The following is a 20,903-nucleotide window of genomic DNA, read 5'->3' on the forward strand; positions in this document are numbered from 1 at the left end:
GTCTTGTTGGTCGGGCGGGGGCATGACGATCGAACCCTGGTTCATCGTGGCGATGGTATTCAGCCTGGCGGGCTATGGCGTCTATCTCGCGGGATTGCGCCGCCACCTCGTCGAGCCGAGCCGCGCGTCGTGGCTGATCTGGTCGGTCGCGACCGGGGTCGAGGCGGCGACCTATCTCGCGGTCAATCCCGGGCAATCGCAGGGGCTGATCTTTGCGCTGTCCGCGATTGCGTGCCTGATCGTGACGTTGTCGATGTGGCGGCGGTCGCGCTGGAACCGCCCGTCGCCAACCGAATCGGTGTGCATGGGCGCGAGTCTCGCCGCGATCATCCTGTGGTTGCCGCTCAAGGAAACCTTCTGGGCGCACATGCTCGTCGTCGCCGCGGTCCCGCTCGGGTTCTGGCCGACCTGGGCGAGCGTGTTCGAGGATCGCGCACGCGAACGTTCGCCCGCCTGGGGGCTGTGGACGCTCGGCGATTGCGCGACGCTGCTCCTCGCAACCCGCACCCACGGCTTCGGGGTCGGCGAATATGCGTATATCTTCGTCGAACTGCTCTGCCACGCCAGCGTCTGGTTCATGGTCGGGCTCGCGACGATCAACCCGATGCGCTCGTTCGGGCAGCGCCGCGGCGGCTTGCGCGTGCTCGACACCTATTACGCCGCCAACCCGTTCGCGGTGCGCGAAACCCATCTCGGCAAGGCGGTGTTCGCGGCCGATGGCTTCGCCGCGCACGAGACGATCGTCCGCTTCTCGGGCCCCCGCATCGCCGCGGCGCGCGTCCCCGGCGGGATCGCGGGGCCGGACGATCGCTTCGTCCAGATCGGGCGCGACGAATATCTCGGCCCGTCGGGGCGGATCGACGACCTGATCAACCATAGTTGTTCACCCAATGCGGGGCTGCGCTTCACCGATCGCGGGGTCGTGCTCGTCGCATTGCGCGCCATCGCGGCGGGTGAAGAAGTCGCGTGGGATTATTCGACGACGCTCGCAGGATCGACCTGGGCGATGGCGTGCGCGTGCGGCAGCTCGGAGTGCCGCGGCACGATCGGCAATTTCGCCGCGCTGCCCGCCGATCGCCGCCGCTGGTACATCGACCGCGGCGTGGTCGCCCCCTACGTCCTCGACACCCACGATCACGACGCCCGCGAACGCGCCGCGTAAAACTAGCCCGGCCACGTGAGAATGAGGCCCTTCGACAAGCTCAGGTCGAATGGTTCAGGGGCTGATTGATCTTACCTCATCACCAGTCAGCGAGAAGCAAACTTACAGCATCCCGTTCGTGCTGAGCCTGTCGAAGCACGATGATACTCAGGCTCGTCGACCCGGCTCAAGGTCCCGCCTCGCCACAAAAAGCCCGCGGCGCCTCTTGCAGCCGACCGCCTAGGCGCCCGCACCATCCGGGCGGCCCGCTCGATCAACCCCGCCGTGCGATCAGCCGTCGTCCTCGTCGGGGCCGACCATCATTTCCTCGGCGACCTTGTCGGTGCGGCTGCGGATCGCCTTTTCGAGGCGGTCGGCCATCTCCGGATTTTCCTTGAGATAGGTCTTCGAATTCTCGCGGCCCTGCCCGATCCGGACGCTGTCATAGCTGAACCACGCCCCCGATTTCTCGACGATCCCGGCCTTGACGCCAAGGTCGAGAATCTCGCCGATCTTCGAGATTCCCTGGCCGTACATGATGTCGAATTCGACCTGCTTGAACGGTGGTGCGACCTTGTTCTTGACGACCTTGACGCGGGTGGCGTTGCCGGTGACGTCGTCGCCCGACTTGATCGCACCCGTGCGGCGGATGTCGAGCCGGACGCTGGCGTAGAATTTAAGCGCATTGCCGCCGGTCGTGGTTTCGGGGTTGCCGTACATCACGCCGATCTTCATCCGCAGCTGGTTGATGAAGATCACCATGCAGCGCGAACGGCTGATCGAACCGGTCAGCTTGCGCAGGCTCTGCGACATCAGCCGTGCCTGAAGCCCGACGTGGCTGTCGCCCATCTCGCCCTCGATTTCCGCACGCGGCACCAGCGCGGCGACCGAATCGATCACCAGCACGTCGATCGCGTTCGAGCGGACCAGCGTATCGACGATCTCGAGCGCCTGTTCGCCGGTATCGGGCTGCGACACGATCAGTTCGTCGATGTCGACGCCCAGCTTCTTGGCATAGACCGGATCGAGCGCGTGTTCGGCGTCGACGAACGCCGCGGTGCCGCCGCCCTTCTGCGCCTCCGCGATGACGTGGAGCGCCAGCGTCGTCTTGCCCGACGATTCGGGACCGTAGATTTCGATCACCCGCCCGCGCGGCAACCCGCCGACGCCCAGCGCGATGTCGAGCCCGAGGCTGCCGGTCGAGATCGTCTCGACCTCCATCGATTGCTTCGAGCCCAGCTTCATCGCCGAGCCCTTGCCGAACGCGCGGTCGATCTGCGCCAGCGCGGCGTCGAGCGCCTTCTGACGGTCGGTGGTTGCAGTTGCCATACCGGAGTCGATCACTTTCAGATTCGCGGCCATCAGATGCCTCCCTCGCTAGAGCAAGCGCGCGAACGGATCAACGCGTTGACAGCGATGTATCGCATTTGTTCTTCAGGAACAAGAGGAGAACTTTCGTTGCCGATGAAGGGGTTCGCGCGAAAAAATCAGGCGAGCGATGTCCCCAGCGTCCACCAGCCCCGCCGCTGTGCCAGCACGGCAGCCGCCTCACGCTCGCCGATGGTGTCGAACAGCGCGAAACAGGTCGCACCCGAGCCGGACATGCGTGCGAGGGTGACGCCGGGGCTATCGTTCAGCATCGCGCGAACGTCCGCAATGACGGGGGCGAGCGTGGTGGCGGAGGGTTCGAGGTCGTTGCGGCCGGCTCTCGCGCGATCAAGCAGCGCACCATCGGGAATCGGTCCTCGATCCTTGCCATCCCAGGCGGCGAAGACCGCGGCGGTGGAGACGGGGACCAGCGGGTTTACCAGCAGCAGCGGGGTACCGGGTGCGCCCATGATCTCGACGAGCGCATCGCCCTTGCCGGTGCCGAGCGTCGTGCGACCAAGCAAGCAGGCGGGAACGTCGGCGCCGAGTGCGGCGGCGATGATGTGCAGGCGGGGATCGATCAAGGGAATGGCGTGAAGGCGGGCGAGCGCGCGCAGCGTTGCGGCAGCGTCGGCCGAACCGCCGCCGACGCCGGAGGCGACCGGCAAATGCTTTTCGAGCGTGATGGCGTGGCCGTCACCGATGCCGAAGCTGTCCGCGAAGGCGCGGGCCGCCCGCGCGACCAGATTGTCGCCCGTCGCGGTCAGTCCCGCCGCGAAGGGGCCGGTGATGACCAAGCTGCCGGCCTCCGCCTCCGCCTGCGCCACCGCCACGCGCACCACATCGCCGTCGCGCGCGAACGCAAACAGCGTCTCGATGTCGTGATACCCGTCATCGCGCCGTCGCCGGACGTGAAGCGCCAGGTTGATTTTCGCGGGCGCGATCTCGCGAATCATCAACGCGCCGGCAGCCCGCGCACGATCTTGCCCGCGAGCCGCGGCGCGTCGATTGCCGCCGCGGTCAGCGCCGCCGCGCGCCACGCATAGCGCGCCTCGTACCGGCGTCCGATCGCCCAATAGACATCGCCCAGATGCTCGCCGATCTCGGCATTGGCGGGGTCGCCGCGCGCGGCGCGCTCGATCAGCGGCAGCGCGCGCGCCTCGTCCCCGCCCAGATAATAGGCCCAGCCGAGCGAATCGACGATCGACAGATCGGCGGGCTTCAGCGCGTGCGCGCGCTCGAGCAACTTGGTCGCCGCGGCGATGTCGCCGCCACGCTCGGCCATCGCATAGCCCAGGTAATTGAGCGCGAGCGGCTCGGTCGGCGCCAGCGCCACCGCCTTTTCAAGCGCGGGGCGGGCCGCCGCCCAATCCCCTGCCTCGTCGAGCGCACCGCCATATTGCAGCCACGCCGCCCAATTGCCCTGCGCGCCCGCATCGAGCACGCGGCGATAATAGCCCGCGCCCTCGGCATAGCGCCGCGACGAGACGAGCTGGTCGCCATAGACTTGGAAATCGTCGCGTCCCGCATCCGGCGTTTCCACACGCGCCTTCGCCGCCGCGATCGCCTCCGCGTCGCGCCCCCCCTCCGCCAGCACCGCGATCCGCGCGTCCGCGGCAGCGCGTGCAAATGCGCTGTCGGTAGGGATCGCGGCCAGCGCGGCGAGCGCGCCATCGGTTGCGCCGTCGCGCGCCAGCGCGTTGGCGAGCAGCAACCGCGCGCGATCGTTCGCCGGGTCCGCGATCAGCGCGGTCCGCGACAGCGCGATCGCCAAGTCGCCCGCACGCGCGCTGGTGAGATCGGCGGCAACGCGCGACAGCAACCGCGACACGCCGAAGCCGAGCGTCGGCTTGGCCCCCGCCCCGTCGCGCAACGCGACGATCACCGCATCGTCGCCGATCAGAAGCGCGCGCCCCGCGTCGCGCCGGCCGGTTCCCAGCAGCACCATCGCCGCCTCGATCCGCACGTCGCCGGGCGCTCCTGCGGCCAGCGTCGCGCGCAACGTCGCTAGTCCGGTCGCGGTAGCGCCCGCCGCGAGTTGCAGCACCGCGCGTTGTTCGAGCGCGAGCCGGGTCGCGAGCGGATCGCGGGTCGTGCTCGCGGCATCGAGCGCACGCGTAAAATCACTCCCCCGCGCGAACGCGGTCCAGCCACGCAACGCGGGTGCCAGGATGCCGAGTGTCCCCTTGTCGAGATCGGTGATCGCGGCATCCGCGGCGGCGGCATCGTCGCGCCGCGCCGCCTCGGCGAGCGGCAGCAGCGCGAGGTCGACCGGGGGTGTCGCGGACCTGCGCAGCGCCGCGGCGGCGCGGTCGGCGAGCGCGAGATCTCCCGCCGCCAGCGCCGCGCGATACGCGGGCGCGGCGACGACCTCATTGCCCGGCGTGTCGGCGAGCGCGGCGGCATAGTCCGCGGCCGCGGTCCTCACTTGCCCGTCGGCATCCGCCACCCGCGCACGCATATACGCGGCCAGGTCGCCCAGGTCCGCGCCCGCCGCCAGCGCCCCGGACGCGGGAACCGATGTAAGCAGGAGTGCTAGGAACCGGCGCTTACATGTTGGGATAATTGGGGCCTCCCCCGCCCTCGGGCACCACCCAGTTGATGTTCTGGGTCGGGTCCTTGATGTCGCAGGTCTTGCAGTGGACGCAGTTCTGCGCGTTGATCACGAAGGTCGGGTTGCCGGTATCCTCGCCGACCACCTCATACACCCCCGCGGGGCAATAGCGTTGCGCGGGCTCGTCATAGACCGGCAGGTTATAGTCGATCGGGACGCTGGCATCTTTCAGCGTCAGGTGGACCGGCTGGTCCTCCTCGTGGTTGGTGTTCGACACGAACACCGACGACAGCCGATCGAACGTCAGCACCCCATCGGGCTTGGGATAGACCGGCGGCTTGACCAGATCCTTGCGCCACAGCGTGGCGTGATCGGGCTTGTGCGTCATCGTGAACGGCATCTTGATCCCGATATGCTCCGCCCACATCGTCACGCCCGCGAGCCCCGATCCCAGGAAATCGCCGAACTTCTTCACCAGCGGCGCGACGTTGCGGACGACCGACAGTTCCTTTTTCACCCAGCTCGCCTCGAACGCCGCGGGATAGGCGGTCAATTCGTCGTGCGCGCGGCCCGCCTGGATCGCGTCGAACGCGGCCTCGGCGGCCATCATCCCGCTCTTCATCGCGGTGTGCGTGCCCTTGATCCGCGGCACGTTGAGGAACCCCGCGCTGTCACCAATCAGCGCGCCGCCGGGGAACACCAGCTTGGGGATCGCCTGCAGCCCCCCGTCGCTGATCGCCCGCGCGCCATAGCTGACGCGCTTGCCACCCTTCAGCAGCGCCGCGATCTCGGGGTGGGTCTTCCACTTCTGCATCTCGCTGAACGGCGAGAGATAGGGGTTGGTATAGTTGAGCCACGTCACGAACCCGATCGAGACCTGTCCGTTGGCCTGATGATAGATCCATCCGCCGCCATTGGCATCCTCTCCCAGCGGCCAGCCCTGGGTATGGATCACCCGCCCCGGCACGTGGAGCGCTGGATCGATGTCCCACAACTCCTTGATGCCCAGGCCATAGATCTGCGGGCTGGCGTCCTTCGCCAGGTCGAACGTCCGGATGATCTCCTTCGACAGGCTTCCCCGGCAACCCTCGCCGAACAGCGTATATTTGGCGTGGATTTCGAGCCCCGGCGTATAGTCGGGCTTGTGCGTGCCGTCGCGCGCCACCCCCATGTCGCCGGTCGCGACGCCCTTCACGCGGCCATCGTCATCGAACAGGATTTCCGCTGCTGCGAAGCCGGGGAATATCTCGACGCCCAGCGCCTCGGCCTGTTCGGCAAGCCACCGGCACGTGTTGCCCAGGCTGCCCGTGTAGGTGCCCTTGTTGTGCATGAACGGCGGGGTGAGGAAATCGGGCAGGTCGGTCTTCTTCGACGCCGACAGCACCCAATGGTGGTTCTCGGTCACCGGCGTCTCGGCGAGCGGGCAGCCCTGTTCCTTCCAGTCGGGGATCAGCTCGTCGAGGCTGCGCGGATCGACCACCGCGCCCGACAGAATGTGCGCGCCGACCTCCGACCCCTTTTCCAGAATGCACACCGACAGGTCGGCCCCCGCTTCGGTCGCGCGCTGTTTCAGCCGGATCGCGGCGCTCAGCCCGGCGGGGCCAGCGCCGACGATCACCACGTCATACGGCATCGATTCACGGTCGCTCATGGTCTTCTCCAGCATCGGCGCGGGCAGCGTGTCGATCACGGCATCGAACGGGCGCGGGCCGGCAACGTCTTGTCTCGCAAAGCCGATCCGACAAGTTGACCGCCACGTCAACCGCGCGCCTATGGAAGCGATGGGGGCAGACCAGCATTTCGATTTTCTAGGCCACGCCGCCAGCGCGCTCGATTGGTGGGCGGACGCGGGCGTCGACATGCTGGTCGACGACGCCCCGCGCGACTGGCTCGCCCCGCCCGAACCCGCCGCCGTTCCCGCCGCGGGCGGACACACCCCGCCTCGCGCCGACGCCTCCGCGATCGCGACCGGCGCCCTCCCCGACACCGTCCCCGCAACCCTCCCCGACACCCTCGAGGCGTTCGCCGCCTGGCGCAGCTCCGCCGACGCCCCCGAATCCGCCTGGCGCGGCCCGTTCCTTGGCCCGACCGGCCCCGCCGACGCGGCGATCATGATCGTCGTCGACTGCCCCGATCCCGACGACGCGCACGGCGGACACTTGCTCTCGGGATCGGTCGGCAAACTGTTCGACCGGATGCTTGCCGCGATCGGGCTGGCGCGCGACGCGGTGTACCTCGTCCCCGTCTGCGCCAAGCGCCCGATCGCGGGGCGGATGCCGCGCGAGGTCGAGGCGCGATTGGGTGACATCGCGCGCCATCACGTCCGCCTCGCGACCCCCAAACGCGTGCTCTGCCTCGGCAATGCGGCGAGTCGTGCGATCACCGGGACGGAAATGCCCGCCAGTCGCGGACTTTTACACGGCTTTAACCATAGAGGTGGAAACATCGGGGTGGTCGCCAGCTTTCACCCGCGCCTGCTGCTCGAAAAGCCGGCGCTGAAGGCGGAGGCCTGGAAGGATCTGCAATTGCTGATGGGGAATTTGACGTGAACCGCACGCTGGCACTGGCCCTGAAGCTCACGATCCTCCCACTCGCGATCGCCCCTCTGCCCGCGCTCGCCGCCCCCGCCGACGGCGCGCCTGCGATCACCACCCGCCAGCCCGCAATCAAGGCGGATCGCATCCCCGACCAGCTCGATGCCGCGCAACGCGACGGCTATCGCGCGGTGTTCGCCGCGATCCGCGACGGCCAGTGGCAGAACGCGCAGATCGGGCTCGACGCGATGAAGCCCGGTCCCTTGCACGCCATCGCCCGTGCCGAACTCTACACCGCCAAGGGCTCGCCCCGCGTCGAGATGGAGCCGCTCGTCGCGCTCCTCAACCAGGCCCCCGAACTCCCCGAGGCGGACCAGATCGCGCGCCTCGCCCGCTTGCGCGGCGCGACCGACCTGCCCCCGCTGCCCGCGGCGCAGCGCCTGGTCTGGCGCGACGGCGCGCCCACCCGGATCCGCGCCAAGAGCGTCCGTAGCGACGAGATCGCCGCGGCCCTCGCGACCCAGATGGTGCCGTTCATCAAGGTCGATGACGGCGCCTCGGCACAGGGCTTGCTCGACGCGACCGAGGGTCTGTCCCCCGAAGCGCTGACCGAATGGCAGGCCAAGACCGCGTGGATGTATTTCCTCTCCGCCGACGACACCAATGCGCGCGCGATGGGGATGAAGGCCGCCAACGGCGAAGGCGACTGGGCGATCCAGGGTCGCTGGACCGCCGCGCTCTCGGCGTGGCGCCAGAATGATTGTGCTGCGTCGGAGTCCGGGTTCGAAGGCGTCGCCGCCCGCGCGGGCGATGTCGACCTGCGCGCCGCTGGGATGTACTGGGCCGCACGCGCCGACATGGCGTGCGGGCGCCCCGACAAGGTCCAGCCCCGGCTACAGGCCGCGGCGCAGTTCACCGAAAGCTTCTACGGCCAGCTCGCGCGCCAGGCGCTCGGCCTCGCCGACAAGGCCGCGCCAATCCCCGGTCGCGTCGCCGCCGACTGGAAACTGCTCGACAACCGCCCCAACGTCCGCGTCGCCGCCGCGCTCGCCGAGATCGGCGAGACCGACCTCGCCGACGACGTCGTCCGCCAGCAGGCGAAGATCGGGAACCCGGGCGAATTTTCCTCGCTGGTCCGCGTTGCCGAGGCGTTGAACCTGCCCGCAACCACCGTCTGGCTCGCGCACAATTGTCCGCAGGGGGTCACCACCACCGCCGAGGCGCGTTACCCGACCCCCAACTGGACCCCCGACAGCGGCTGGCGCGTCGACAAGTCGCTGGTCTACGCGCACACGCTCCAGGAATCGGGCTTCCGCAACAAGGTCGTCAGCCCCGCGGGCGCCTATGGGCTGATGCAGATCATGCCCGCCGCCGCGACCGATTTCGCGCGCGAACAGGGTCGCGGCGCGATCGACAAGGCCGAACTCACCAATCCCTCGACCAACATGGACATCGGCCAGCGCCACCTCGAACGCCTCCGCGACATGGCCAGCGTCACCGGCGGGCTGCTCCCCAAGGTGATCGCGGCGTATAATGCGGGGCCGAAGCCGGTCGGCGACTGGAACGCCATCGTCCGCGATAACGGCGACCCGCTGCTTTACATCGAAAGCATCCCCTATTGGGAAACCCGCGGCTATGTCGTCACGGTGATGCGCAACTATTGGATGTACGAGGCGCAGAACGGCAAGACTGCGATGCCCAGCCGCGCCGCGCTCGCGCAGGGCATGTGGCCGCGCTTCCCCGGCCTCCCCGGCGCCACCGCGATCCGGATGAACGCGCGCGCCTCCACCACCGCGATCGCGGTGAATGCTAACGTCTCGCCGCAATCGACGACGGTTAGCGCGAACTGATTCCCGGGTGGCTGGGGACTGGCGTGAGATGATCAGAATCTGATCCGTTCGCCCTGAGCTTGTCGAAGCCTGTCCTGAGCTTCGCCGAAGGGAGCCTGAGACTCACCGTGCTTCGACAAGCTCAGCACGAACGGTGCTTGGTAAATTCGTCGTGGTCCGGACCAACCTTCTAGCCGCCACCCCAGCCTCCACCCGACCGCCTCACCCGCTGCGATGGTTCAACCGCCCATGCAGATAATTGTCGTCGAATCCCGCGATTTTCGCCAACCGCGCCAGATCGGACACGATCACCGAGCCGGGCCGCATCTCGAGCGCGCCCGCCTCGCGGAGTTTCTTGACGACCCGGTTGGTATGAACCGGCGTCAGCCCGACCGCATCGGCCAGCACAATCTGCGAAAACGGCATTTCATATGGGCCATCGCCAGTCAGGCCGATGTTACGCATCCGAAAGCACAGTTCGCACAACAGATGCGCGACGCGCTCCATCGTGGTACGGCGACCCATGCTCACGATCGTCGCGCGAAGCACCCCCTCGTCGACCAGCTGGGTCCACCAGAACGCCTTGGACAGGCTGGGCCGCGCATCGATCAGCGCCTCCATGCGCGCGCGCGGGATGGTCGCGATCCGCGCCTTGGTCAGAGTCGCGATGCTGTGATCCATTTCAGCCAGGACCCCGGCGTGAAGGTCGCAAAAGTCGCCCGGCATCATGAACGCGATGATCTGACGCCCGCCGTCGGGGAGCATCTTGTACCGGCACGCCCAGCCCGCCAGCACGACGAACACCGCACTCGGCGCGCCCTCGCGGATCAGGTCGTGGCCGGGGGGAAGGCTGCGCGACTGGTGACAGGCATCATCGAGCAGTTGCTCGTCGTCGCGAGAGAGCGGAGCGTAGCCGCGGATCTTGTCGACAAACGGATTGGTCATGACGGCCCCTGACGTCGTCGCGATCACCACGGCGGCCTGAAATTAATATAGATCAGGAATATGCCGTCACACAAGCGCGCGTTCATCCGTTTCGGCAGCGAAAAAATCGTGACGCATCACCGTGGGCCCTTCCCGGATCCGGCGCTTCATCGCGTCGATCGAGATTCCCTGGCGTCCCGCCAGCTCAGGATAGGTCGCGCCGTCGAAAAATGCCGCGCAGATCGCATGGCGCTGCCGGGGATCGAGCTTGGCGAGACACTGTTCCAGTGGCTGCGCCGGTTTTGTACTGATGCATCGGTCGACGATCCGGACGGCATCATCGATCGGCAGCGCCCGGGACGCCGCTTCGCTCGCTCGCCGCCAGGCGATCGCGTGGTCGCGCGCGATCGACGCGAGCCATGTCATCGCGGAGCCTCCGGCAGGATCCCACGCCCCGGCGCGCTGCCAGATCGTCTGATACACGTCGTGCAGCACGTCTTCCGCCGCCTGCCGCTCGCCGCACACCCGCAGGCAGATGCCGAACAATCTGGCCGAGGTCATCGCGTACAGCTCGCGCAGCGCGTGTCGATCGCGCTCCCCCGTTCGCTGCAACGCGTCCGCCAGCTCGATCGTAGCCGCGAATCGTCCGTCATCGCCCGGTCGTTCCCGCGCGACCGCACCGCGCGCAGCGCTAATCAACCCAGGCTTCCTCGGCGATTACGATCGCCGGTACGCCGACCGTTACGCACCAGCCTGCGCCGTTGACGTTCGTCGAGCGCACCACGGTCGCGTCCAGCACATGAGCCAGCCGGTCGAGCAGCCCGAAGCCTTGCCCCAACCCGTGGCTATTGGGGACGCCGACGCCGTCGTCGGCAACCATCAGCGCAATTCCGTCGTCCCGATGCTCCAGCGAGACCGTGATCGTTCCCGGCCCGCCCGCCGGAAACGCATATTTCAGCGCGTTGATCACGAGCTCGCTGCACATCAGCGCCAGCGCACGCCGGTGCTCGGGCGGCGCGAACACCTCTTCGCCGACCACCTCCACCGCGATCCCGCGGGCGCGACCGAACATTTGCGCCAGCCGCACCGCGATCTCGCTCACCAGCGCGAAACACGGCACCGGGGCGGGATGATCGCCATCGCGACCCAGCAGCTCATAGGTGCGCGCCAGCGACCGGGCCGGCGCCGCCGACGCCGCGACGTTCCAGCGATTCGCCGGATCGGCGACGACATGCGCCAGCGATAGCGACAGCTGCGCCAGATTCTTGGCGCGATGCACCGCGTCGACGCGCCACAGCATCGCCAAGTCGCGCGCGTGGTCGTCACCGCCCCGCTGGCGATCGGCCCCTGGCGGCGCGAACAGGTCGAGCAGCAGTGTCTCCACACCGACCGGCGTGGGTGTTGGAATCTGGGCGTAGCTGGTCATGTGGAATTCCCAAGAACGGTCGATTACTGACGCAACGCTCCTCGACAATAACAGCCGCGCCGACCCCCTAGTTGATTGTAATCAAGGCAAACCGTCGAAATCGCACCGGCGCATAGATTAGGGTTGTGGCGGGCGATCCGCATCGCGCCCATGATCGGCGGATCGACGGCAATCGAACCAGGCGCCGTCGGCAGAGAGAAACATGCTCCCGCCTGATGACGACAGGCGGATCGCATGTTCCAGAACCCCAACGACCACGAAGAGCGCGGCGCCACCCCCCCCATCATCGAGCCCGATGCACACGGCCAGGCGGCACTGATGCTGGCCGAAAGCATCCTGCACGCGCTGATCGAAACGCGCACCTTCACCCTCGAACAGGCGCTGTCGGTCGTCGCCACCGCGCAGGAGATCAAGGTCGAATTCGCGCAACTCGCGGGCGAATCGCAACGACGGATGCGCGCCTCGCTCGATTTGTTGTCGATGATTGCGGGCAGCCTGCAGCACGAACTCGGCTAGCAGGCGATGACCTCACCTAAAATCCGTTCGTGCTGAGCTTGTCGAAGCACGGTGAGACTCACGCCCTTCGACCCGGCCCCATGAAAGCAATGGTGTCGGCGTCGCTGTCCTACACGCGCGAACCATGTCATCGTTCCGATCGCTCATTCTTAGCCTCGATCCACCCGTCCTCACCCGGCGATACACCGCGTCCCGCGCACTCGGTTCGTCGCATTTTCCGACCGTACGTCGCGTTACCTTCGTTACCTTTGCCCCCCGATCGCACCGCGCGCTGTCGTGACCATTCGTGACCTTCCACCCACCTTCCCCGTCGCGCCGCGATCCGGCATAGCGGCGCGATGCCGATCGATCCTGCGCTCACCTTCCTCCCCGTCGCGATCGCGGTCCTCACCGTGTCCGACACCCGCACCGCCGCCGACGATCGTTCGGGCGACGCGCTGGTCGACCGGCTGACCCAGGCGGGCCACCTCCTCGCCGCCCGCGCGATCGTCACCGACGACGCCGACGCCATCGTCGCGCAGCTCGACTCGTGGATCGACGACCCCGCGATCGATGTCGTCATCACCACCGGCGGCACCGGAGTCACCGGGCGCGACGTGACGCCCGAAGCGATCGAACAGGTCGCGACCCGGATGATCCCCGGCTTCGGCGAATATTTCCGCTACGTCAGCATCGCCTCGATCGGCAGCTCGACGATCCAGAGCCGCGCGTGCGCGTGCGTCGCGCGCGGCACCTATGTCTTCGCGCTCCCAGGCTCGACCGGCGCGGTCAAGGATGGCTGGGACCTGGTCCTGCGCGACCAGCTCGATAGCCGCCACCGCCCGTGCAATTTCGTCGAGCTGATGCCGCGCCTCACCGAACGCTGATGTTCTTGCTATGTTCCATGCGTTGAGGTAGTCCTCGGGGATGGCGAGTCCCCGGCCTCATCGCGGCGCGACGCTCAACGCGGCCAGCCGCCGCTTCAACCTGTCGCAGACGCTGGCGGATGGCGACTGGCTCGATGCGGTCGAGGCGATCGACGGCGCACCGCCGCCGCTGCGGACCACGGTGACGGTCGAACACCCGCGCACGATCATCAGCCGCAACCAGTCCCCGGACATCCCGTTCGATCGCTCGATCAACCCCTATCGGGGCTGCGAACATGGCTGCATCTATTGTTTCGCGCGGCCCACCCATGCCTATCACGATCTGTCGCCTGGACTCGATTTCGAAACCCGCCTCTTCGCCAAGCCGCAGGCGGCGGCACTGCTCCGTGCGGAACTGTCGCGGCCCGGCTATACCGCGCAACCGATGGCGCTCGGCACCAACACCGATCCTTATCAGCCGATCGAGGCGACCTGGCGGATTACCCGCGGCGTGATCGAGGTGCTGTGCGAAACCGACCACCCGCTGACGATCACGACCAAATCCGATCGCGTGCTCCGCGATCTCGACCTGCTCGGCCCCATGGCGTCGAAGGGGCTCGCCGCGGTCGCAGTGTCGATCACCTCGCTCGATCCCAAGGTCGCGCTGACCGTCGAGCCGCGCGCGCCGCACCCCGAACGGCGGCTCACCGCGGTTCGCCGCCTCGCCGATGCGGGGGTGCCGGTCTATGTCTCGATCGCCCCGGTCATCCCCGCGATCACCGATCACGAGATCGAACATCTGATCGAGCGCGCCGCCGAAGCGGGCGCGAAGGCCGCGTTCTTCCTCCCCGTCCGCCTGCCGCACGAGGTCGCGCCGCTGTTCCGTGCCTGGCTCGACACCCATTTCCCAGATCGCGCCGCCAAGGTGATGGCGACGATCCGCTCGCTCCGCGGCGGGCGCGACAACGATCCCGATTTCGGGTCGCGGATGAAGGGCAGCGGCCCGTGGGCCGACCTGCTCCGCACCCGCTTCCAGATCGCGTGCCGCAGGCACGGCCTCAACCGCGAACGGATCACGCTCCGCACCGATCTCTTCCGCCCGCCCCGCGGCCCGCAAGGCGAGTTGTTCTAGCGCGCGCATGCGGGCTATGGCATCGTCATGGGGGACTGGATGTCGACGCGCCGTTCGGGCTGGTGGCTGTTCGCGGCGCTCGCCATGCTCGCGCTGCTGTTGCGGCTGCCCGATATCGGCAACCCGCTGATCGACCTCGATGATCAACTCTACCTGCTCGTCGGCGACCGGATGCGCGCGGGCGCGATCCCCTATGTCGATATCTGGGACAGGAAGCCGGTTGGACTGTTCGTCATCTACTGGATGGCGCGCTCGCTCGGCGGCGACAAGTGGCAGGTGTATCAGCTGCTCGCGCTCGCGGTGGCGGCGGGCACCGCGTCGCTGGTCGGCCTACTCGCGCAGCGCGCTGCCGGATCGGCGTCGTCCCTGCGCGTCGGCATTGCCGCTGGCGCGGTCTATCTCGTGTGGATCGCGCTGCTGGGCGGGCGCGGCGGACAGTCACCGGTCTTCTACAACCCGATGATGGCGGGCGCGGCGTGGCTGACATGGCGGGCGACGACGGCGGAAGCGCACCAGCGGCGGTGGGGCATCGCCGCGATGCTGCTAGCGGGACTGGCGCTGCAGGTGAAGCCCGCCGCGGTGTTCGAGGGGGTCTGGTTCGGCATCGCGCTGCTCGTTGCGGCATGGCGCACTGGCGAGCGGCGGGCCATGCCACTCTATGCGGGCTCGCTCGTCGCGGCGGCGCTCCTTCCGACGCTGCTCGCATTCGGCGTGTACGCTGCGATCGGTCACGCCGATGCGTGGTGGTTCGCGAACGTCCGCTCGATCTTCCTGCGTGCGACGACGCCGGGCGAGCATGCGGCGATGCGGCTCGGCGGGATCACGCTCGTGCTGCTGGTGCCGTTCACCGTGGCGGTCGTCGGGCTGGCGCGCGCGGCGCAGGGGCGGTGGCTGATCGCCGGGTGGCTCATCGCCGCCATCGCGGGCTTGCTCGCGATCCCGCCCTATTTCAATCACTATGCGCTCCCGCTGGTCGTCCCGATCGCGGTGCTCGCGGGCGTCGCGATGGCGGCCAGCCGACCACTCACTTGGCTGGTCGCGGCGGCGGGGGCGGGCATGCTGCTCTTTTCGGGCTACCCGCATCTTGGCGAAACCCCGCGCGCGCGGCGACAGGTCGCGGCCGCGGTGGCGCTCGTTAACCGGTATCGCGGCGCGGGGTGCCTGTTCGCGTTCTCGGCACCGCCGGTGCTCTACGAAGCAAGCGATTCGTGCCTGCCCACGCGATGGCCGTTCGAAACGCATCTGACCCTGCTGGCCGAAGCGCCGGCGATCGGGGTCAATCCGCGCGCGGAAGTCGCGCGCGTGCTGGCCGTGCGCCCGCCGGTGATCGTCGCGGGGCGCGCGATCGGGCCGTTTGACCCCGCGGTCTACGCCGCGACCGCCGCGGTGCTTGCACGCGACTATCGCCCCGTCGGGACCGCGCTCGGCGCCACCGTCTATGCGCTCAAGCGGCGACCAGCCGATAATCCTTGAAGCGTTCGCGCAGCGCGGTCTTGAGCAGCTTGCCCGTCGCGGTGTGCGGCAGTTCCTCGACGAACTCGATCGCGTCGGGCAGCCACCATTTGGCGACGTGATCGGTCAAATGCGCGACGATCTCGGCGGGCGTCACCGTGCTCCCCACCTTGCGCACCACCAGCAACAACGGCCGCTCGTCCCAGCGCGGATGATAGACCCCGATCGCCGCCGCCTCGGCGACCCCCGGACAGCCGACCGCCGCGTTTTCGAGCTCGACCGAACTGATCCATTCGCCGCCCGACTTGATCACGTCCTTCGATCGATCGGTGATCTGCATCGTTCCGTCGGGGTGGATCACCGCGACATCGCCGGTGTCGAACCAGCCATCGGCGTCGATCGCGTCCGCGTCCGCCCCGAAATAGCGCTTCACGACCCAGGGCCCGCGGACATGGAGCCGCCCCGACGATTCGCCGTCACGCGGCAGTTCGGCGCCCGCGTCGTCGGTGACGCGCAGCTCGACCCCGAACGGAATCTGCCCTTGCTTGGTCAGGAAATCGAGCCGCCGCTCATGGCTCCAGTCTGCCCACTCCTCGGGCGGCGAACCCGCGGTCGCGACAGGCGAGGTTTCGGTCATCCCCCACAGGTGCTTCACCTCGACCCCCATCGCCATCAGCCGGTCGATCATCGCGCGGGGTGCCGCCGATCCGCCCACCGTCGCAAGTTCCAGAAACCGCGGCGCGTCACCGGTCGCATCGATATGCGCGAACAGCGCGAGCCAGACGGTGGGGACGCCCGACGATATCGTCACGCGTTCGCGGTTCATCAGGTCGCACAGCACCGCCGGATCGTTGACCGCGGAGAATACCAGCTTCGCCCCGGCGATCGCCGCCGCGAACGGCGTCCCCCACGCGGCGGCGTGGAACATCGGTACGACGGGTAGGAGCACCGATCGCGACGACATCGCCAGCACCGACGGCGCGACCACCATCATCGCGTGCAGGATGGTCGAGCGATGCGTGTAGAGCACGCCCTTGGGATTGCCCGTCGTGCCGCTGGTATAGCACAGCATGCACGGCGCGCGCTCGTCGCCCTCGACCCAGGCATAATCGCCATCCTCGGCGTCGATCAGCGCCGCAAAACTCCCCTCGCCCGTTCCGTCGATGACGACATAATGGTCGATGCTGGTCCATTGGCTCTTGAGCTTGTCGACGATCGGCTGGAACGCCGCATCGTACAGCAGCACTCGGTCCTCGGCGTGGTTGGCGATATAGGCCAGCTGATCCTCAAACAATCGCGGGTTGATGGTGTGGATCACACCCCCCATCCCGATCGTGCCATACCAGGCGACCAGGTGATGCGAATGGTTCATCGCCAGCGTCGCGACCCGCTCGCCGGGCTTCACCCCGAGCCGTTCGAGCGCCTGCGAAAGCTTCCTGGCATCGCGCGCGATCCCCGCCCAGTCGGTCCGCGTCTCGCTCCCGTCCGCCCAGTGGCTGACGATTTCGCGCGTCCCCGCCTCGCGCGCGACGTGGTCGATCAGCCTGGGTACCCGAAGTTCGAAATCCTGCATCCCGCCCAGCATCGTAATCCTCTCGTTTTATCGAAAGCCAGCATAAGGGGTGGTGCGACGGGGGCAATAGCGCCGCGCCGTGACAAACGATCGCCATGCGCCGGTCGTCGGGCGGTTATCCGACCAGCGCCAGTCTCGTTTCGGAGGATTTCATCGCGACGCTCGCCACCCCCGGTAGGGTCTCCAGCCGCGCCACGAGTTCGCCATCGAGCAGGAAATCCCGCCCGAGCAGCATCCTCGCCTCACCTTCCGGAACCGACGCGGTCACGCGGATCTCGCCCCGTCCCCCGCGGTGATCGCCGAGCATCGCCGCGAGCGCACCAAACGCAACCGCCTCGTTCACCGCGATCTCGACGACGAACCGCGCGGTCGAGGCGAGCCCCTCGAACGGCTGAATGCGCTTCACCGTCACCCGCGGCGCTTCCTCGCCAGGGCGCCGATCGAGCTCGACCGTCGCGAGCCCGCAGCCGCCGTTGCGCGCCGCCTCCTCCAGATCGTTGGCGACGCTGTCGTCGAAACACGTCGCGACAAACTGCCCGCTCGCATCCGATAGCGTCGCCATCATGTAGCGCTTGCCCCTTGCCGAGGTGCGCCAGCGCGCATCCTCGACCAGCACCGCCATCGACGCGCCCGCGCGGCTGCCGTCGTCGGGGATGTTGAGTTCGCTCAGCGCGACGAACGCGCGCGCGCCATGCATCCGGGCGATATGCGCATGGCGGTCGACCGGGTGCGCCGAGAAATAGAAGCCGAACGCCTCCTTTTCCTGCTCCATCCGTTCCGCCAGCGTCCAATTAGCGGTGCGCGGCAGCTTGATATCGTCGCCCGCGACCGCTTCGCCGCCGAACAGACCACCCTGCCCGCTGGTCTTTTGCTCATGCGTCCGCGCCGCGACCGCCAGGATCGTTTCGGCGACCGCATGGATCCCGGCGCGGTTGGTGTCGAGGCTGTCGAACGCGCCCCCAGCCGCGAGCGTTTCGAGCTGGCGCTTGTTGACCAGCCGCGGGTCGACCCGGATGGCGAGGTCGTCGATGCTCTTGAACGCGCCGTTGGCGTCGCGCTCCTCGACCAGCCGCTCCATCGCACCCTCGCCGACCGATTTCAGCGCCGCGAGCGCATAGCGGACGACCAGTCCGTCGCCAGCATCCTCGACATCGAATTCGGCGGCACTGCGATTGATATCGGGGCCGGCCAGCCCGACCCCCATCCGCCGCATGTCGTCGACGAAGATCGCCAGCTTGTCGGTCAGATGCAGGTCGTAGCACATCGACGCGGCGAAGAACTCCGCCGGGTGGTGCGCCTTGAGCCATGCGGTCTGATACGCCAGCAGCGCATAGGCCGCGGCGTGCGATTTGTTGAAGCCATAGCCCGCGAACTTGTCGATCAGGTCGAACAGCTCGTTCGCCTGTCGCTTGCCGATCCCGTTGACGCTTGCGCAGCCATCGACGAAGCCCGCGCGCTGCGCGTCCATCTCCGCCTTGATCTTCTTGCCCATCGCGCGGCGCAACAGATCGGCTTGACCCAGGCTATACCCCGCCAGAATCTGCGCCGCCTGCATCACCTGTTCCTGATAGACGAAGATGCCGTAGGTTTCGGCCAGGATCCCTTCGAGCAGGTGGTGCGGATAGGCGATCGGCTCCTGCCCGTTCTTGCGGCGGCCGAAGAGCGGGATATTGTCCATCGGGCCGGGCCGATACAGCGCGACGAGCGCGATGATGTCGCCGAAATTGGATGGCCGCACCGCCGACAGCGTCCGCCGCATCCCCTCCGATTCGAGCTGGAAGACCCCGACGGTATCGCCCTTCTGGAGCAGCTTGTAGACCGCCTCGTCGTCCCATTCGAGCGCGTCGAGATCGAGTTCGACCCCGCGCTTCTGCAGCAGCTGCACCGCCTTCTTGAGAACCGATAATGTCTTGAGGCCGAGAAAATCGAACTTCACCAGTCCGGCGCCCTCGACATATTTCATGTCGAACTGCGTCACCGGCATGTCCGATCGCGGATCGCGATACAGCGGCACGAGCTGGCTGAGCGGCCGGTCCCCGATCACGACGCCCGCGGCGTGCGTCGATGCGTGCCGCGGCAACCCCTCGAGCTTCATCGCCAGGTCGATCAGCCGGCGGACTTGGTTGTCGTTGGCATATTCCTTGGCGAACTCGCCGACGCCGTTCAGCGTGCGCTCCAGCGTCCACGGATCGGTCGGGTGATTGGGGATCAGCTTGGCGAGCCGATCGACCTGACCATAGCTCATCTGGAGCACGCGCCCGGTATCCTTCAGCACCGCGCGCGCCTTCAATTTTCCGAAGGTGATGATCTGCGCGACCTGGTCGCGCCCGTATTTCTCCTGGACGTAACGGATCACCTCGACCCGCCGGGTTTCGCAGAAATCGATGTCGAAATCGGGCATCGACACGCGTTCGGGGTTGAGGAATCGTTCGAACAACAGCCCCAGCTTCATGGGATCGAGATCGGTGATCGTCAGTGACCACGCGACAACCGACCCCGCGCCCGATCCGCGACCCGGCCCGACCGGGATGTCGTGGTCTTTCGCCCATTTGATGAAGTCGGCGACGATCAGGAAATAGCCGGGAAACCCCATCTGGACGATGACGTCGACCTCGAACGCCAGCCGCTGGCGATACACCTCGCGCCACCCCGGCTCGCCCCCGCCATGGAGTGCGGCGATCCGGTCGAGCCGCGCCTCCAGCCCCGCGCGCGCGTCGTCGCGCAACTTCGCCGCCTCGCCCTCCAGATCGCCTGCCAGCGTCGGCAGGATCGGCTTGCGATACGGCGCCGCCACCGCGCACCGCTGCGCGACGACCAGCGTGTTCGCGATCGCCTCGGGCAAATCGGCGAACAGCTCGATCATCACCGGTGCCGGCTTCAGCCACGCTTCGGGGCAACTGCGGGTGCGATCCTCGCTTTCGACATAGGTCGAATGCGCGATGCACAGCATGGCATCGTGCGCGTCGCCGAACGCGGATTCGGCGAAACAGCACGGGTTGGTCGCGACCAAGGGCAGGTCGCGGTTGTAGGCGAGGTCGATCAACGCTGCTTCCGCCGCCGCCTCGGTCGCATCGCCGCGGCGCGCGATCTCGATGTAGAGCCGATCGGGGAACAGCGCCTGCAACCGATCCGCATACGCGTCGGCGCGGGCCGACTGATCCTCCGCGAACAGTCGAGCAAGTCCGCCCTCGCCCCCGGCGGTCAGTGCGATCAACCCGTCGGTGCGTCCCTCCAATGCCGCCAGATCGACATGCGCGGCCTGCTCGATCGGGCGTTCGAGGTGCGCCATCGACACCAGCGCACACAGATTGTCGTAGCCGGTCGTGTCCTGCGCATAGAGTGCGATCCAGTCGAGCACCGGTGCCGCGCCCTCGGGCATGTCGGCGCGCGCGACCCCCAGCATCGTACCGATGATCGGCTGCACGCCGTCTTTCTTGGCGGCATCGCTGAACGCCATCGCGGCGTAGAGCCCGTTCCGATCGGTCAGCGCGGCGGCGGGAAAGCCCAGCGCCTTGGCCTGTTTGGCGATCGCCTTCGGCTCGATCGCGCCGTCGAGCATGGTGTAGCTGGAAAAGATACGGAGAGGCACGAAGCCGGCATGGGGCATGG

16 protein-coding genes are annotated in these 20,903 nt (G+C 67.7%); 7 read left to right on the forward strand and 9 right to left on the reverse strand.

Features of this window, described 5'->3' with window-relative positions; all coding sequences use genetic code 11:
• Positions 1–22 precede the first annotated feature (22 nt).
• Entirely contained in the window at positions 23–1,162 is a 1,140-nt protein-coding gene (locus EAH84_RS09745) for an SET domain-containing protein (protein ID WP_140871302.1), read from the forward strand.
• 270 nt (positions 1,163–1,432) lie between these two features.
• Here EAH84_RS09745 and recA read toward each other — a convergent pair whose 3' ends face one another.
• The 4 genes from recA to EAH84_RS09765 all read right to left on the reverse strand — a co-directional run bounded on the left by recA (position 1,433) and on the right by EAH84_RS09765 (position 6,714).
• Positions 1,433–2,503, reverse strand: coding sequence for a recombinase RecA (gene recA, locus EAH84_RS09750; RefSeq protein WP_140871305.1), 1,071 nt, complete (start codon positions 2,501–2,503; stop codon positions 1,433–1,435).
• A gap of 125 nt (positions 2,504–2,628) precedes the next feature.
• On the reverse strand, positions 2,629–3,465 hold the full coding sequence (locus EAH84_RS09755) for a 4-(cytidine 5'-diphospho)-2-C-methyl-D-erythritol kinase (protein WP_140871307.1): 837 nt from the start codon (positions 3,463–3,465) through the stop codon (positions 2,629–2,631).
• Entirely contained in the window at positions 3,465–4,937 is a 1,473-nt protein-coding gene (locus EAH84_RS09760; protein ID WP_241656533.1) for a tetratricopeptide repeat protein, read from the reverse strand. Before EAH84_RS09760 ends, EAH84_RS09755 begins: the two co-directional genes overlap by 1 nt.
• A gap of 121 nt (positions 4,938–5,058) precedes the next feature.
• Positions 5,059–6,714, reverse strand: a complete 1,656-nt coding sequence (locus EAH84_RS09765; RefSeq protein WP_140871313.1) for an electron transfer flavoprotein-ubiquinone oxidoreductase — start codon at positions 6,712–6,714, stop codon at positions 5,059–5,061.
• 130 nt (positions 6,715–6,844) lie between these two features.
• On the opposite strand from EAH84_RS09765, the gene EAH84_RS09770 reads away from it, so the two are divergent.
• Positions 6,845–7,612, forward strand: coding sequence for a uracil-DNA glycosylase (locus tag EAH84_RS09770; RefSeq protein ID WP_140871316.1), 768 nt, complete (start codon positions 6,845–6,847; stop codon positions 7,610–7,612).
• Positions 7,609–9,447, forward strand: a complete 1,839-nt coding sequence (locus EAH84_RS09775) for a lytic transglycosylase domain-containing protein (protein ID WP_425326452.1) — start codon at positions 7,609–7,611, stop codon at positions 9,445–9,447. Before EAH84_RS09770 ends, EAH84_RS09775 begins: the two co-directional genes overlap by 4 nt.
• Positions 9,448–9,648: 201 nt before the next feature.
• On the opposite strand, the gene EAH84_RS09780 is transcribed toward EAH84_RS09775, so the two are convergent.
• The 3 genes from EAH84_RS09780 to EAH84_RS09790 form a co-directional block, all read right to left on the reverse strand.
• Positions 9,649–10,371, reverse strand: a complete 723-nt coding sequence (locus tag EAH84_RS09780; RefSeq protein WP_140871318.1) for a Crp/Fnr family transcriptional regulator — start codon at positions 10,369–10,371, stop codon at positions 9,649–9,651.
• Between the two features lie 66 nt (positions 10,372–10,437).
• Positions 10,438–11,049, reverse strand: coding sequence for a sigma-70 family RNA polymerase sigma factor (locus EAH84_RS09785; protein ID WP_277753728.1), 612 nt, complete (start codon positions 11,047–11,049; stop codon positions 10,438–10,440).
• Positions 11,042–11,776 (reverse strand): ATP-binding protein, encoded by a 735-nt coding sequence (locus EAH84_RS09790; protein WP_140871324.1) that lies wholly within the window; start codon positions 11,774–11,776, stop codon positions 11,042–11,044. Before EAH84_RS09790 ends, EAH84_RS09785 begins: the two co-directional genes overlap by 8 nt.
• Positions 11,777–12,010: 234 nt before the next feature.
• Between EAH84_RS09790 and EAH84_RS09795 the strand changes: the two genes are divergently transcribed.
• The 4 genes from EAH84_RS09795 (at position 12,011) to EAH84_RS09810 (ending at position 15,742) form a co-directional block, all read left to right on the forward strand.
• Complete coding sequence (locus EAH84_RS09795; protein ID WP_140871326.1) at positions 12,011–12,292, forward strand: hypothetical protein; 282 nt, start codon at positions 12,011–12,013, stop codon at positions 12,290–12,292.
• Between the two features lie 338 nt (positions 12,293–12,630).
• A complete protein-coding gene (gene moaB / locus EAH84_RS09800; RefSeq protein WP_140871329.1) occupies positions 12,631–13,158 on the forward strand; it encodes a molybdenum cofactor biosynthesis protein B in 528 nt (175 codons plus the stop codon).
• Between the two features lie 40 nt (positions 13,159–13,198).
• Positions 13,199–14,269, forward strand: a complete 1,071-nt coding sequence (locus EAH84_RS09805; RefSeq protein ID WP_140871332.1) for a PA0069 family radical SAM protein — start codon at positions 13,199–13,201, stop codon at positions 14,267–14,269.
• A gap of 39 nt (positions 14,270–14,308) precedes the next feature.
• A complete protein-coding gene (locus EAH84_RS09810) occupies positions 14,309–15,742 on the forward strand; it encodes a hypothetical protein (protein ID WP_140871336.1) in 1,434 nt (477 codons plus the stop codon).
• Here EAH84_RS09810 and EAH84_RS09815 read toward each other — a convergent pair.
• Together EAH84_RS09815 and dnaE are read right to left on the reverse strand one after the other, a co-directional pair.
• Positions 15,714–17,306, reverse strand: a complete 1,593-nt coding sequence (locus tag EAH84_RS09815) for a long-chain fatty acid--CoA ligase (RefSeq protein ID WP_140871339.1) — start codon at positions 17,304–17,306, stop codon at positions 15,714–15,716. The genes EAH84_RS09810 and EAH84_RS09815 overlap by 29 nt on opposite strands.
• Positions 17,307–17,409: 103 nt before the next feature.
• Positions 17,410–20,901, reverse strand: a complete 3,492-nt coding sequence (gene dnaE, locus EAH84_RS09820; RefSeq protein WP_140871342.1) for a DNA polymerase III subunit alpha — start codon at positions 20,899–20,901, stop codon at positions 17,410–17,412.
• Positions 20,902–20,903 lie beyond the last annotated feature (2 nt).

It is taken from the genome of Sphingomonas oligophenolica (assembly GCF_006438955.1).
In the GTDB taxonomy this organism is placed as follows: Bacteria; Pseudomonadota; Alphaproteobacteria; order Sphingomonadales; family Sphingomonadaceae; genus Sphingomonas; species Sphingomonas oligophenolica_A.